At 40.2% G+C, this 14,593-nt stretch carries 12 protein-coding genes and 1 other annotated feature (1 of these 13 only partly in view); of the genes, 5 read left to right on the forward strand and 7 right to left on the reverse strand.

Features of this window, described 5'->3' with window-relative positions; genetic code table 11:
- Positions 1–152 precede the first annotated feature (152 nt).
- Positions 153–2,186, forward strand: a complete 2,034-nt coding sequence (locus tag CYG50_RS09170; RefSeq protein WP_102138619.1) for a M13 family metallopeptidase — start codon at positions 153–155, stop codon at positions 2,184–2,186.
- A 308-nt stretch (positions 2,187–2,494) separates the two neighbouring features.
- Here the strand turns inward: CYG50_RS09170 and sodC are convergent, their stop codons facing one another.
- Entirely contained in the window at positions 2,495–3,019 is a 525-nt protein-coding gene (gene sodC / locus CYG50_RS09175) for a superoxide dismutase family protein (protein WP_102138620.1), read from the reverse strand.
- Between the two features lie 318 nt (positions 3,020–3,337).
- Complete coding sequence (topA, locus tag CYG50_RS09180; RefSeq protein WP_102138621.1) at positions 3,338–5,944, reverse strand: type I DNA topoisomerase; 2,607 nt, start codon at positions 5,942–5,944, stop codon at positions 3,338–3,340.
- A gap of 290 nt (positions 5,945–6,234) precedes the next feature.
- Here topA and CYG50_RS09185 point away from each other — a divergent pair, with 290 nt between their 5' ends.
- The gene (locus CYG50_RS09185; protein WP_102138622.1) at positions 6,235–6,492 is read left to right on the forward strand and encodes a DUF2498 family protein; all 258 of its coding nucleotides are present in this window, start codon (positions 6,235–6,237) and stop codon (positions 6,490–6,492) included.
- A 96-nt stretch (positions 6,493–6,588) separates the two neighbouring features.
- Here the strand turns inward: CYG50_RS09185 and sohB are convergent, their stop codons facing one another.
- Positions 6,589–7,635 carry a protease SohB gene (gene sohB, locus CYG50_RS09190; RefSeq protein WP_102138623.1) on the reverse strand — a complete coding sequence of 349 codons (1,047 nt, stop codon included), beginning with the start codon at positions 7,633–7,635 and terminating at the stop codon, positions 6,589–6,591.
- Positions 7,636–7,814: 179 nt separating this feature from the next.
- Between sohB and CYG50_RS09195 the strand changes: the two genes are divergently transcribed.
- The 3 genes from CYG50_RS09195 to CYG50_RS09205 all read left to right on the forward strand — a co-directional run bounded on the left by CYG50_RS09195 (position 7,815) and on the right by CYG50_RS09205 (position 10,395).
- The gene (locus tag CYG50_RS09195; RefSeq protein WP_102138624.1) at positions 7,815–8,579 is read left to right on the forward strand and encodes a YciK family oxidoreductase; all 765 of its coding nucleotides are present in this window, start codon (positions 7,815–7,817) and stop codon (positions 8,577–8,579) included.
- Positions 8,580–8,584: 5 nt separating this feature from the next.
- Positions 8,585–9,175 carry a cob(I)yrinic acid a,c-diamide adenosyltransferase gene (gene cobO / locus CYG50_RS09200; RefSeq protein WP_102138625.1) on the forward strand — a complete coding sequence of 197 codons (591 nt, stop codon included), beginning with the start codon at positions 8,585–8,587 and terminating at the stop codon, positions 9,173–9,175.
- A 455-nt stretch (positions 9,176–9,630) separates the two neighbouring features.
- Positions 9,631–10,395: a hypothetical protein gene (locus tag CYG50_RS09205; RefSeq protein WP_102138626.1), complete on the forward strand. Its 765-nt coding sequence runs from the start codon at positions 9,631–9,633 to the stop codon at positions 10,393–10,395.
- Between the two features lie 60 nt (positions 10,396–10,455).
- On the opposite strand, the gene aphA is transcribed toward CYG50_RS09205, so the two are convergent.
- The 4 genes from aphA to rnm all read right to left on the reverse strand — a co-directional run bounded on the left by aphA (position 10,456) and on the right by rnm (position 14,329).
- Positions 10,456–11,169: an acid phosphatase AphA gene (aphA, locus tag CYG50_RS09210; protein WP_102138627.1), complete on the reverse strand. Its 714-nt coding sequence runs from the start codon at positions 11,167–11,169 to the stop codon at positions 10,456–10,458.
- Positions 11,170–11,568: 399 nt separating this feature from the next.
- Entirely contained in the window at positions 11,569–12,486 is a 918-nt protein-coding gene (gene rluB / locus CYG50_RS09215; RefSeq protein WP_168222841.1) for a 23S rRNA pseudouridine(2605) synthase RluB, read from the reverse strand.
- Positions 12,487–12,686: 200 nt separating this feature from the next.
- The gene (locus CYG50_RS09220; RefSeq protein WP_036957701.1) at positions 12,687–13,307 is read right to left on the reverse strand and encodes an L-threonylcarbamoyladenylate synthase; all 621 of its coding nucleotides are present in this window, start codon (positions 13,305–13,307) and stop codon (positions 12,687–12,689) included.
- 149 nt (positions 13,308–13,456) lie between these two features.
- Positions 13,457–14,329, reverse strand: coding sequence for an RNase RNM (rnm, locus tag CYG50_RS09225; RefSeq protein WP_102138731.1), 873 nt, complete (start codon positions 14,327–14,329; stop codon positions 13,457–13,459).
- 163 nt (positions 14,330–14,492) lie between these two features.
- Positions 14,493–14,593 (forward strand) — a sequence feature (Trp leader region); it runs 1 nt beyond the window's last position.

Genomic DNA, 14,593 nt, shown 5'->3' on the forward strand with positions numbered 1-14,593 from the left:
ACAACGATGAAAAGCAGTAAGATTCTGCAAAGACGGATTAACTTTATTTCATTATGTGCTTCAATAAGTGAAATGAATTTTGCAAGGCCCTTACTGCAAGGTTTAACGTATTGGAGTGGATATCGTAATTCTCAACGAAGAGAGGTGGTTACATGCGTTTGAATGTTTTGGCTTTATTAATTGGTATGTCAACTATTTCTTTTGCCCCTACGCTATTGGCGAAAGAAGTCAGTTATGGACAACAAAAAATTGTTTTGTCTGATGCAATTGAACCCGGAAATGATTTTTATCGTTATGTTAATGACGATTGGATAAATAAAGCACAAATCCCTACTGGTATGCCACGCATTAACTCTTTTGTGGAATTATATTTAAACACAGAAAAACAAATTCAATCGATTATTGACCAACTACAGCAGATCCCTGAAAACAAGCTCACGCATAATCAACGAAATATTCGAAATTTATACCTCAGTTACCTGAATGAAAAAGCTATTGAGCAAGCTGGAATTACCCCAATAAAATCCGATTTAGATGCCATTTCTAAAGCTAAAAACCATAATGATATTAGCAAATTAATGACAAAACCCGACTATAAATCGCTGATTTCCTACTGGGTAGACTTAGATGCCAAAGCACCTGATACCTATGTACTTTATATCGGCCAAGGCGGTTTAGGGCTACCTAACCGTACTTATTACCTCGATAACACACCGCAAATGGAAGATATTCGAAAAAGTTATATCGCTTATATCGCTACCATGCTAGAGCTAGCCGGTGAAAAAGATGTCACACAGAAAGCACAGAAAATTTTTGATTTGGAAAAAGCAATTGCAACTGTACATTGGAGCCCTGAGGCCCGCCGTGACACGATCAAAAACTACCACGCGATGAGCTTAGCTGAAATGAAAAACCATACTCAAGGTTTTGATTGGAATAGCTTTATTACTAGCCGCAAGTTAACTGATAAACAACTTGAGAAAGTGATCGTTGAAACCGACAGCGCAGTGGAACAAACCGCAAAGATTTTTGCAGATACCCCAGTTTCAACATTAAAAGATTACTTAACCTTTCAGTACATTAGTGAACATGCACGTTATTTAAACCAAACCATCGCAGATGCGCAGTTTGATTTTTACTCGAAGAAACTTAATGGTATTGAAAAGCAACGCACCCGCCAAGAACGTGCGTTGCAAACCGTTAACTCACTCCAAGGTGAGCCTTTAGGGCAAATTTACGTCGAACAATATTTCGACCCACAAGCAAAAGAAAAAATTAAAGATTTGGTCAGTTATGTGAGAGGAACATTTAATTCACGCTTAAAAGTCAATGACTGGATGGATGAGCCCACTCGCCAAGAAGCCCTTAGAAAATTGGAACAATTTACGGTTAAAGTGGGTTATCCCGATCAATGGAATGACTTTAGTTCGATTAACCTCAAGCCCGATTCATTATTAGAGAATTATAAGCAAGTTCTAGCTTGGTCATATGATGATATGATTGGCAAAATTGGCCAACCTGTTCGTCAATGGGAATGGGGAATGACGCCACAAACAGTCAATGCCTATTTCAACCCAGTTCAAAACGAAATTGTGTTTCCTGCTGCTATTTTGCAAGCCCCTTTCTTTGACCCTAATGTTGACCCTGCCTATAACTATGGTGCAATAGGTGCCGTAATCGGCCACGAAATGGGCCATGGTTTTGACGACCAAGGTAGTCTATATGACGGTACTGGGCAATTACGTAACTGGTGGAGTGAGAGCGCCAAAACTCACTTTAAAGAAAAGACCGCTAAGCTTGTTGATCAATATAACGCATTTACTGTTGATGGTTTAAATGTAAATGGCGAGCTTACATTAGGGGAAAATATCGGTGACCTCGGTGGGTTAAATATTGCCTTGAGTGCTTATAAACAATTCGCCAAAGAAAGCTATCCAAATGGTGAGGCCCCAATTATTGACGGAACAACTGGGTTACAACGTTTCTTCATCGCTTGGGCTCGTACATGGCAAGAACTGTCAAATAAAGAATCTGAACGTAATAAGATTATGACTGACCCTCATAGTCCTAACCAATTCCGTGCTAATGGTGTAGTACGCAATATTGATGATTGGTACCAAACATTCGGTGTCGATAAAAATAGCGCTCTGTATTTGGCGCCAGAGCAACGTATTCGTATTTGGTAATTTATCAATGAAAAAAGAAGGCTCGAGATTTAACTTGAGCCTTCTTTCTATAGCTAGGCGCTAAGCCCTAAGAGCATACATCAGTATGTAACTAAAATCAGAAGCTTAAATAACAACTCTGTTGTTTAAATCACTTTCTAATTAATGCAATACTGTCGTTTAAATTACTTTATAATCAATACAATACGCTAAATAGTTCAAGTTGTGGCTAGGCAGCAAGCGGCGCTAAGCCCTAGGAGCATACATAAGTATGTGACTAGGGTTAGCAAGCGCAGCTAACAACGCCACAGCTTGAAATATGACGCGTATTATTTGATGACGCCGCAGGCCATTCTAGCCCCACCACCGCCTAACGCTTCTGGATTATCAGAATAGTTATCACCACCCACATGCACCATCAATGCACGATCTTGAACATCTTTGAGTGATTTTAAACGTGGTGCTAATACCGCATAATCAGCATTACCTTGGCTATCGGCAACTAGGCCAGGTAAATCGCCTAAATGCCCTGTATTATCATAAGGACCTTTATGGACACCTGTTTTAGCTGTGTCTAAATGACCACCTGCTTTTAATGCTGGAACTGATTTACCGTCTTTTTCTCCGGGTTCACAGCTTGGGTTTTCATGAATATGAAACCCATGAATGCCAGCTTGCAGGCCCGTTAATTTGGGCGTGAACAGTAATCCATATTCCGTTTCTGAGATAACAACCTCACCTATTGCTTTACCATCACCTGTTGGGGTCGCTTCTTTTAATACAACAGTAGATTGAGCAGCGTATGCTGTCCCCGCTGTCAATAATGCAGCCAGTAAACACATTTTTAACTTCATTTTGCCTCCGGTGTATAACTTTTATCTATCATTCCATCGACTTACCTAAACACCTTAACAAGGTAAGAACTATTACTGTCAATTGATAACCACAACGACTTTATCTTAAGTTAACACAAATTAGTTATCACTTTGGTGCTACATTTGAGTTTAGTTGAAAATTGGCGGTTATATCACAGTGAGCGATAAGAAATAAAGGAAATGACCGTATAACAGTGGGTTATTCACCGATAGGCATTGATATGAAATTGACAAGTTAACAAAAAAGCCAATCAAATTAAATGATTGGCTTTTTTTCTTGAAAACAAAAGAGAACAATTATTTCTCTTTCACTTCCCATTTACCGTCAACGTAAAACGCACTCCAACCCGTTGCTTTGCCATTTTTTTCTGAAGAAACATATTGTTGCTTCGTTTTACGGCTAAAACGGACGACAGTTGGGTTACCTTCGCCATCTTCAGCTGGTGCTTCCGCCAAATAAGCAAGTTTTTCAGGTAAACGGTCTTTAAAGCGTTGTAATTCTGCAACTAATGGTGCACGTGTTTCCCGTGATTTAGGGAATGTATTTGCCGCAAGGAAAACCCCAGCTGCGCCATCACGTAACACAAAATACGCATCGGACTTTTCACATGGAAGTTCCGGTAATGGAACCGGATCTTCTTTCGGTGGTGCGACTTCACCACTTCGTAAAATTTTACGCGTATTTTTACACTCTTCGTTGGTACACCCCATGTACTTACCAAAACGCCCCATTTTCAGGTGCATTTCCGAACCACACTTGTCACATTCAATGACTGGGCCATCGTAACCCTTAATACGGAATTCGCCTTCTTCGATTTCATAGCCTTCACATGCCGGGTTATTACCACAGACATGTAATTTACGGCCATTATCAATCAAATAGCTGTCCATCGCGGTGCCACATTTTGGACAACGACGTTTTGCTCTTAACGCATTAGTTTCCGCATCATCCCCTTCAAGCACATTTAAGACTTCATCTTCAGGGATAAGGTTGATTGTTTTTTTACAACGTTCTTTTGGTGGTAAAGCGTAACCAGAACAACCTAAAAATACCCCGGTTGACGCGGTACGAATACCCATATGGCGTTCACAATCAGGGCAAATGATTGAAGTGATCACCATTGGATTGGTGCGCATTCCACCTTCTTCCGGTTCTTTTTCAGCAACGTTTAGCTGCTTACTGAAGTCAGAGAAGAATTCATCTAACACCGCTTTCCATTCGGCATCATGATTAGCAACGTGGTCAAGTTGGTCTTCCATACGCGCAGTAAAATCGTAGTTCATCAGGTCGTTAAAGTTTTCCTCTAATCGATCGGTTACGATTTCACCCATTTTCTCTGCATAGAAACGACGATTTTCAACTTTGACATAACCTCTATCTTGGATCGTCGAAATAATCGCTGCATACGTTGAAGGACGACCAATACCGCGTTTTTCTAGCTCTTTAACCAAAGATGCTTCACTAAAACGTGCTGGCGGCTTGGTAAAGTGCTGGCTAGGCAATAACTCAGTTAATGACAATTCCACACCAACTTGTATTGGCGGTAATGTTTTATCTTCATCATTTTTACGCAATGCAGGCATGACTTTCGTCCAACCATCAAAGCGCAGAGTACGCCCTTTGGCTTTTAGTTCAAAATCCCCTGCTTTGACCGTTAAGGTTGTTGAATCATATTTCGCAGGTGTCATTTGACACGCCACAAATTGATTCCAAATCAATTGATACAACCTTTTCGCGTCGTTCTCCATGTCTTTTAGTGATTCAGGTAAAACATCGACACTCGAAGGACGAATGGCTTCGTGCGCCTCTTGCGAATTATCTTTACTACTATAAACATTCGCGTCTTTTGGCAGGTATTTCGCGCCAAAATTATCATTAATATAACCACGAACCATGTCGAGTGCATCTTGGCTCAAGTTTGTTGAGTCAGTACGCATATAGGTGATGTACCCAGCTTCATAAAGGCGCTGAGCCATCATCATGGTTTTTTTCACGCCAAAACCTAAACGGGTGCTGGCGGCTTGTTGTAGCGTTGACGTGATATACGGTGCGCTCGGCTTGCTTGACGTCGGCCTATCTTCACGGTCAACAACCGAAAAACGCGCTTTCTCAAGGAGCTTAACCGCTGCTTCTGTTTGCGCTTTATTGACCGGTTTAAATGCCTTACCACCTTGTGAAGTGACTTCCATACGCAAGTTAGCGACATCTTTATCCGCTAAATCGGCATGCAGTTCCCAATATTCTTCAGGAACGAAGGCTTTAATTTCCCTTTCACGTTCAACAATGAGTTTCACTGCAACGGATTGGACACGACCAGCAGATAAGCCTCGAGCCACTTTTTTCCACAACAGTGGAGAAACCATGTAACCCACAACTCGGTCCATAAAACGACGCGCTTGTTGTGCGTTAACTCTATCTATGTTTAATTCCCCAGGACTATCAAATGCCTGAGTGATCGCATTCTTCGTAATTTCATTAAATACAACTCGACTAAAACGAGTATCATCTCCACCTATCACTTCGCGTAAATGCCACGCAATGGCTTCCCCTTCGCGGTCCAAGTCCGTTGCGAGGTAGATGTGATCAGCATCCTCCGCCAGTGATTTAAGTTCAGAAACTACTTTTTCTTTACCAGGTAGAATTTGATAATTCGCTTTCCAACCCTGGTAAGGGTCAATCCCCATACGCTTAACTAATGCGTCACGCGGATCTTTTTTTACTTTCTTTGTTTTGTCGGTAGATGAGCCTGTACTCTTTTGTGAGCCGGTTTGTGAACCAGAGCCGCTTTTCGGCAGATCACGAATGTGGCCAACGCTGCTTTTTACAACGTAGCCACTGCCAAGATACTTATTAATCGTTTTGGCCTTTGCCGGGGACTCCACTATAACAAGAGCTTTACCCATATTTACCTTTACCTAAATATCAATAATGGCGCATTTCTACATTAAAATGCGCAAAATGAGGATCTCTTTTTTATATTGCGACACAATCACAATATATCAATATATTTTTAAACAATTATTTGTGTTGAAACAAAACTTATAAATTCAATCACGTTATTCTAAAAAGCACAAAGTGTCTTCTAGTCGACTGATTTTAACCATATAAAGATGTTTAGCCATAATTGAAAACCACACACTCTACCTGATAAAATGCTAGAAGCAACCAATTATTTTTTCAAGGAAGCCAACTTATGCAAGACAGTTTACCATTCATCACAAAGAAAGAGTTACTTGAAAAAGCTAATGATATCATAAAGAAACATGATGATTACATTCATGGTATGTTTGTTGATACCGTTGAGCAACATCGAGGTACTCTGGTATTTAAAGGGGAGTTCTTCTTGGATGAGAACAATATTCCTACTTTAAAGAGTACAGCTGCTTTTAATATGTACAAGCACCTCGCTCATGTACTATCAGAACAATACCAATTGAGTGATAATAACTAGTTAACACGTTTGCTTTTTGTATAAAATTTACCGGCTAACAAGCCGGTAAATTAATAGTAGATTTAAAAACGCTTATTCGCTAGGCGAAATTCAAAATTACAAGAGTGGTTTTTGTCCGCGTTGCCACCAGCGCAATAATAAGTTATCCACGCTCTTTGCCGCGCTTCCCATAAACTTATCCATCATTTTTTTACTTAATACATAACGAATACTAACTATTTCCTTAGTATCAATTGCATTAATAATAAAATCATCACTAACACCGATATTATCCACTAACCCTTTATCAAGCGCCTGTGAACCATACCAATACTCCCCCGTTGCAACGGCGGAAATATCTAAAGATGGGCGGTTTTGATGCACAAATTGTTTAAATAATTCATGTGTTGAATTTAAATCTTCGACAAACTTCTTACGGCCTTGCTCCGTATTCTCACCTAACATGGTCAATGTGCGTTTGTATTCACCCGCAGTATGAAGTTCTACATCAACATCATGTTTTTTTAGTAACCGATGGATATTCGGAATTTGAGCGACAACACCGATCGAACCAATAATGGCAAATGGCGCTGCAATGATTTTATCTGCAATGCAAGCCATCATGTATCCGCCACTCGCCGCAACTTTATCAACCGCAATAGTCAGCGGGATATTTTTTTCTTTGATCCTTAATAATTGCGAGGCTGCTAAACCATAACCATGAACCATCCCTCCTGGGCTTTCAAGTCTTAGTAAAACCTCGTCTTGTTGATCAGCAACTGCAAGAATAGCGCTGATCTCTTCACGTAAAGAAGCGACTTCACGGGCATCCATGCTACCCTTGAAGTCTAATACATATAAACAAGGCTTTTTAACCCCTGTTTGGCCTAACTTAGCCCCTGTTTTCTCACTTTTTGATTTTGCTTTCTGCTGTTTTTTAAATGCTTTTAGCCACGCTTTATGTTCTGACTCATTCATTTTTATCTGTTGCATTTGGCGCTGACGCTCACGATAGCTCTCACCTAAATCTGTGATTTTCAAAGCACCTTTTGCCCCTTGTCGACGCATGCCTACGCCAAACACAAAAACAGCTAGCAAAACCACCGCCACCAAAATTGTGACGATTTTTGCTAAAAATAGCCCATATAATGAGAAATACTCCACAATCTGATCCTTTTGATGTTTATCTTCAATACAAAAAATAATCTCACGATTACGCGCAAACAACCAGAAAAAAACAGAGTTAGCACGACAAACTTCGTTAATAACTATGTTAGATTAGCCAATTATCGCAATCAGTGCGATGATAACCATACATGCTAATCACTATAGTAGGAAAGAATATGCTCCAATATCAGCCTAGACAAGACCTATTGAAAGGTAAAACAATCCTTGTGACTGGTGCCGGTGATGGCATTGGCCGTGAAGCGGCACTCACTTATGCTCGCTATGGTGCATCCCTTATCCTTGTTGGTCGAACGCAGCATAAATTACAAGCCGTTAGTGATGAAATAGCGGCATTAGGTGGAAAGAATTCGCCGTGCTTTACGTTAGATTTATTAACAGCAACGATTGATGACTGCCATTCACTCGCCTCGCAAGTTGCCTCCATTGCACCTTATTTAGATGGCGTTTTGCACAATGCTGGAATACTTGGTGTGGTTGCCCCTATCACTGAGCAACCAAGCGACCTCTGGCATGATGTTATGCAAATAAATGTTAATGCCACATTTATGCTAACCCAAGCTTTGCTCCCTCTATTGCTCAAAGCACCTAATGCCTCATTGATTTTTACCAGTTCAAGTGTAGGTAAACAGGGTCGCGCGGGTTGGGGAGCCTACGCTGTCTCCAAATTTGCAACTGAAGGTTTGATGCAAGTGTTATCCGAAGAATATAAGCAGAGCAATCTCCGAGTAAACTGTATTAATCCAGGCGGTACTCGAACCGCAATGCGAGCAAGTGCATTCCCTGACGAAGATCCACTTAAATTAAAAACCCCTACCGATATCATGCCTATTTATATCTATTTGATGGGTGATGATAGCCTGCGTAAAACAGGGGGAAGCTATGATGCTCAACCAGGGCGAAAACCGGGTGCTGCGGAGTAAAAACAATGTCTCAAAGCCGACACGAAGAACGCCAACAACGTTTAAAAGAAAAAGTGGATGCCCGAATCGAAGCTGCACAAATTGAACGGGGTATCGTGATTGTCTTTACTGGAAATGGGAAAGGCAAAACAACTGCTGCTTTTGGTACTGTCTGCCGTGCGGTAGGTCATGGTAAAAAAGCGGCCGTTGTTCAGTTTATTAAAGGCGGCTGGGATAATGGTGAACGTGAATTACTAGAGCCTCAAGGGGTTCCCTTCTATGTTATGTCAACCGGGTTCACATGGGAAACTCAAAACAAAGAGACAGACACCCTTGCCTGTATGGAAACATGGCAGTACGCTAAGCAATTGTTAAGCGACCCACAGTACGATTTAGTTATTTTAGATGAGCTAACCTACATGGTGAGTTATCATTACCTCCCATTAGCAGAAGTGATCCAGGCATTGCAAAGCCGTCCTGCCAATCAATCTGTCGTGATCACTGGTAGAGGTTGCCACCGAGACTTAATTGAGTTAGCCGATACAGTAACAGAAATGCGCCCTGTGAAACATGCGTTTGATGTTGGAATTAAAGCTCAAAAAGGGATTGATTGGTAATAATCCGATAATAAAGTGCAATAATACGATGTTTTTTACAGTTATTGCACTTTTAATCTAAAGTTATTTAACTGCTCCATCAATCAATCTATAAAAAATTATTTATTCTTATTCATTTATAACGCCAATTTGGTGTAAATATTAAATGAATAAATGTTTTAGATAATTTAAATTACTTTCAATAAATTTAGAAAATAAAATATCACAATTAATGTATAGCAAGAAAAACAAAACATAAAAATAATTAATGATATTCATTGTTATTTATCATTTTCATTAAACTGGATACGTATAACCACATCAGTAAAACTCCCTCATTAGACCAAAAGCCCCTAAACACAACCATATGATAAAAAAGAAATTATTTTAAAGATAGCAAAATCAGTGCGCAGTCCGCAATTGATAACACATCAAATAGCAAAATTATTGCACAACGCCATGCAGACATCAGTACGATGTATTTAACGCAAACTAATTCTGAAATAAATGCTATTAATGGCCAAATGAATTTAGATGCGTCGGTATCACTCACTAATACGGGAACGTCAACCATTCATAGTGGTCGTTTGATGAATATCAATGCGAACCAACTCAATAACACCGGCGCGATTGTTTCAAATAATGGCAAATCAGTCATTAATACTAATTCAATGAACAACCGTTCTGGTTATATTAAAGGACAAAACCTTGCAATTAAAGCCTATAGTATTGATAACCAAGCAGGGCTAATTAATGCAGAAAATAATCTCGACATTGAAACCAGTTATTTAAATAACAGCAACAGTAATGACTTTAAACTTGTTAATACCAAATTTGGGCTAACAGACCAAAATGGCGGCCTACAAACCAATAATGGTATCATTAAAGTTAAAGGTGATACGTTACATAATATCAATGGCTCTATTGTTGCAAATGTAAAAAATAATTCTGCAGTACGCAATGATGTTGATATTAATCTCAAAGCAGCACTCAATAATGATTATGGGAAAATTACAGCGGCTAATAACCAAAAGCTTGATATAGGTTCATTAGAAAACTACTCTGGAGAAGTGAAAGCCGGTAAAAACCTAACTATTGATTCAAAAAACCGCATTAATAACCAATATGGGACTTTACGTTCTACTAATACCACTAAAGTTACCAGCCCTATCGTCACGAATGGAACAACAGGAAATATTTCAGGTAATCGAGTGATTATTGATTCTGCATTAACTAACTAAAATAGTTCACGCTTAAAAGGGAGGTCATTTGACCTCCTCTCCATTCTACTCATAACAGAACTAATATTCTGAGTTAATCACAACTTCTTCACCAAAGCGCCCTGCTTTTGGCAATGGTTGGTAAGATGAGTTTGCTGCGCGTAAAATACGCACACCGCGAATACCTAACTCATGCGCTGCTGCGATATCGGCATCAGCGTCACCATAATATATAGTAAGTTTGTGATCACGCATCCAGCTTACTTTATTATTTTGGCCTGGCTCATCACCCGCAAAAATGACAGGTTGCATTTTATCTGCCGGTATTGCTAAACCTTCCTGAACGTATTTAGTTACTGTTTCTGTTTTGGTTTTCGTACGGCCAGTAATGAAATAAACAGTGTCACCGCGCTCTAAGTGCATTTTGACTAAATCAATACCCACTTGTTTTGGCATACTGAATTTGTCCCACTCATTATTCATTTTTTCCCAAAATTGCTGATTTTTGAGATAGCTAAAATCGTTAGGTGAGAACTCTAATTTACCACGGTAAAAACCTGGGCTCGAAAATAACACTGTATCATCGATATCAAACCCAACAGCCATCGGGGCTTTTCCTTCTAGGCTTTGTTTAATTTGCTCGATGGAAACCCAATGGACAGGCTGTTGTTGAGCAAGTTCAACAACGGTAACGCCAGGGCTTACGGTTTCTGGCATTGGAATTTTTGCTTGAGACGTCGCGGTAAAACTTAATGCCAATGCAATCGCACTCAAAGTCAGTGTTATTTTTTTCATGTTTCGTCCTTATTCAGGTTTATCCACTTAAACCATTCTTTATTTATCTGGATAAACTGGGTAAGTAATAGGTTTATCTGTAATTTTGCCTTTATTATCAGTTAATAAACCAATGTTTGTGAGTCATATCTCACAAGAGAGGTCATACTAAGACTTTTAGTTACATTAAAATGAGACAAATGTCTCATAAATATTATCTATTATTGATAGGTTTCATAATAATGTGAACTAGACCATTAATTTTCTTATTATTAATAAGGTTATGTTCAATTCAATCATTACCCTAAGATAGGTAATTTCTCTCATATAAAAGCTAATATATTTTAATAGACAATAAATTAGACAAAAACACGCTGAGGGGATGGCCCCAGCGTGTTTAATATTCGATATGCAATCAGTCTAGATGCGAGTACGACGTTTCGCTGTTGGTCTTGATGATTGACGTTTTGATGCAGGACGTGATGCGACTTGTGTATGGCGTTTTACCGCACGGCGAATTTGGTTCGCTTTAATACGACGTTGGTCACGCTCAACAGCAACCTTACTTTCCGTTTCTACTGGCAATTCCACCAGCTCACGAAGATAGTTAGTTTGCTCTAAACCAAGCTCCGTCCATCCTCCACGAGGCAAGCCTTTTGGTAAATCAATATCACCATAACGCACACGGATTAAACGGCTGACTTGGACACCAACAGATTCCCAAAGGCGACGGACTTCGCGGTTACGCCCTTCAGTCAAGGTGACGTTAAACCACTGGTTCATTCCTTCTCCTCCACGGTAAGAAACCGTTTTAAAAGAAGCTGGACCATCTTCCAGTTGTACACCATTGATTAACTGGCGAATTTTTGCATCATTAATTTCGCCAAATACGCGTACTGCATATTCACGTTCAACTTCACGACTAGGGTGCATTAAACGATTAGCTAACTCACCATCTGTCGTGAATAGCAATAAGCCGCTTGTGTTAACATCTAAACGGCCAACAGCAATCCAGCGAGCTCCCGTTAACCGTGGTAAACGGTTAAAAACGGTTGGGCGCCCTTCAGGATCATGACGTGTGCATAATTCGCCCTCTGGCTTGTAGTAAGCCATTACACGGCAGATTTCCTTTTCAGCTTCTTTGATCGCTAATAAACGGCCATCTAAACGAATTTTTGTTGCGGGTGTGACTTCAACACGGTCTCCTAGTGTAGCAATTTTGCCATCAACACTAATACGACCCGCTTGCAGGAATGTTTCGATTTCTCGACGAGAACCATGCCCAGAACGAGCAAGGATTTTCTGTAATTTTTCAGTTTTTTGCGGTTTTACGCTCATGTAACCCTCTGCTGTCGCCTTCACAGGCGTCAAATACCTTTTTGGCACGTTATTTTTGCCGCACCAAAAAGCAATGAATTTGAAAACCCGCGCATTATACACAGGTTTGTCCTGAACCCCTATTACTTATCTGTATATCGCACTTTCAATACTATTTTATTTAATTCAGTACTGAACCTTAGACTTTCCAATAGTGATATTTACTCAAAAGGCGTTGGATCGCCAGTTCCGACTCGTGCTACAACCGGTGTATCATCAGTAAAGTCAATCACCGTTGTGGGTTTTTGCCCAATATAGCCACCGTGGATCACTAAATCGACTTGTTTATCAAGTAAATCGCGAATTTCTTCAGGGTCTGATTGCGTGAAATCATCACCGGGCATAATCAAACTCGTTGACATCAACGGTTCACCAACCGCTTCGAGTAAATCTCGCGCAATCGGGTTCGACGGCACACGCAAGCCTATGGTTTTACGTTTTTCATTCATTAAACGCCGCGGAACCTCTTTCGTTGCCCGTAAAATAAAGGTGTAATTACCCGGCGTATTATTTTTAATTAAACGAAAAACGGTATTATCAACATGTGCGTAATTCGATAGCTCAGAGAGATCCCGACACATTAATGTAAAATTATGGTTAGCATCCAGCTGACGGATACGACAGATGCGCTGTAGAGCATCTTTTTCTTCTAAACGACATCCAATGGCGTACCCTGAGTCGGTAGGGTAAACAATCACACCACCTTTATTTAAAATTTCAACACTCTGGCTAATAAGTCTTGCCTGAGGGTTGTCCGGATGGATATAAAAAAACTGGCTCATACATACCTCTAATTTTTGGGTATCGACAGCATCACCCGGCAAAAATACCTATAAATGCTACTATCTCTTAATTCCATGAGATGACCTACTCAGAATAAATCATCACTTATAATAATTATTTTACACCGCATTATTAATACATCAATTGATTAGCTGCTTTTTACTGCATTCCAAAGCGTCCAAACTGCATTATCATCATTAGGTAGCCATAAGTTTCGGCCAAGTTCTATCCAAGAACATGGTCGATGAAAATCTGAACCAACAGATGTATGTAAATTAGCATTGTTGGCTAATTCAGCTAAATATTGCTTTTCATTTGGTGGTTGCTGGCAATGAGAAACTTCCATGGCATCCCCTTCACACTGTTTAAAATGCGCAACCAACCGTTTTAACCATTTATTGGATAGTTGATATTTAGCAGGATGAGCCAATACCGCAACACCGCCTGCCGCATGGATTGCGTCAATGGAGGCTTGAATTGTGCACCACTTCGCAGGGACATATCCTGTTTTCCCTTTTGATAAATAGCGCTTAAACACGTTATTAATCGTTTTTTCTTTACCTATTTGCACTATATATTGTGCAAAATGTGCCCGCGTTACCTGCCCACCACCAGAAATGCGCTGTGCGTTCTCCCACGCATCATCAATGCCTGCTTTTTGTAATCGCCTGCCCATCTCAATACCGCGTTCGAAACGACGCTCAGATTGCTCTTCTAACAATTCAACCATAGCAGGGTGTGACGGAGAAAAATTTAACCCCACAATATGTATTTCAATATTTTCCCAAAGTGTCGAAATTTCAACACCATTGACTAGCTCAATTGGCCTTTCGTTTTCAGTAAGATAGCGGCGAGCCTCAAATACCCCCTCACAAGTGTCGTGATCGGTAATTGCTAAAATATTAACCCCTTTTTCTATCGCACGTTCGATTAACGCGGCAGGAGTGAGTTCACCATCCGAGGCAGTCGTATGGCTATGCAAATCATAGCGAGTCACTAATGGCGTCGAGGCTGTCGACATATTGATATCTTCTCCAATTTCCATGAAAAACTATTTTTCCTAATAAATTAACAAAGCCCTTGACACAAACAATGCGATCTAGTTAACTAGTACGCAAGACAACCAAGACCAAAAATAATCAGTTTATCCAGTGAGGCATACAATGACTTTATTTAACTTATCAAATCGTTGGTGGCGTGACTTCCCAAATTGGGCGGAAGCCGCACGCGCATAGTTATTGTATGTTTCAGTGCCAAACCCGCCCTTCCTCGGCGGGTTTTTTAA

The sequence above is a fragment of the Providencia huaxiensis genome (assembly GCF_002843235.3).
Classification (GTDB): Bacteria; Pseudomonadota; Gammaproteobacteria; order Enterobacterales; family Enterobacteriaceae; genus Providencia; species Providencia huaxiensis.

Bases quoted from the DNA above. Each gene is read 5' to 3' on its own strand.
- rnm (WP_102138731.1), bottom strand. From the start codon at position 14,329: ATGTCGACAGCCTCGACGCCATTAGTGACTCGCTATGATTTGCATAGC.
- CYG50_RS09195 (WP_102138624.1), top strand. From the start codon at position 7,815: ATGCTCCAATATCAGCCTAGACAAGACCTATTGAAAGGTAAAACAATC.
- CYG50_RS09205 (WP_102138626.1), top strand. From the start codon at position 9,631: ATGTATTTAACGCAAACTAATTCTGAAATAAATGCTATTAATGGCCAA.
- cobO (WP_102138625.1), top strand. From the start codon at position 8,585: ATGTCTCAAAGCCGACACGAAGAACGCCAACAACGTTTAAAAGAAAAA.
- CYG50_RS09220 (WP_036957701.1), bottom strand. From the start codon at position 13,307: ATGAGCCAGTTTTTTTATATCCATCCGGACAACCCTCAGGCAAGACTT.
- aphA (WP_102138627.1), bottom strand. From the start codon at position 11,169: ATGAAAAAAATAACACTGACTTTGAGTGCGATTGCATTGGCATTAAGT.
- rluB (WP_168222841.1), bottom strand. From the start codon at position 12,486: ATGAGCGTAAAACCGCAAAAAACTGAAAAATTACAGAAAATCCTTGCT.
- topA (WP_102138621.1), bottom strand. From the start codon at position 5,944: ATGGGTAAAGCTCTTGTTATAGTGGAGTCCCCGGCAAAGGCCAAAACG.
- CYG50_RS09170 (WP_102138619.1), top strand. From the start codon at position 153: ATGCGTTTGAATGTTTTGGCTTTATTAATTGGTATGTCAACTATTTCT.
- CYG50_RS09185 (WP_102138622.1), top strand. From the start codon at position 6,235: ATGCAAGACAGTTTACCATTCATCACAAAGAAAGAGTTACTTGAAAAA.
- sodC (WP_102138620.1), bottom strand. From the start codon at position 3,019: ATGAAGTTAAAAATGTGTTTACTGGCTGCATTATTGACAGCGGGGACA.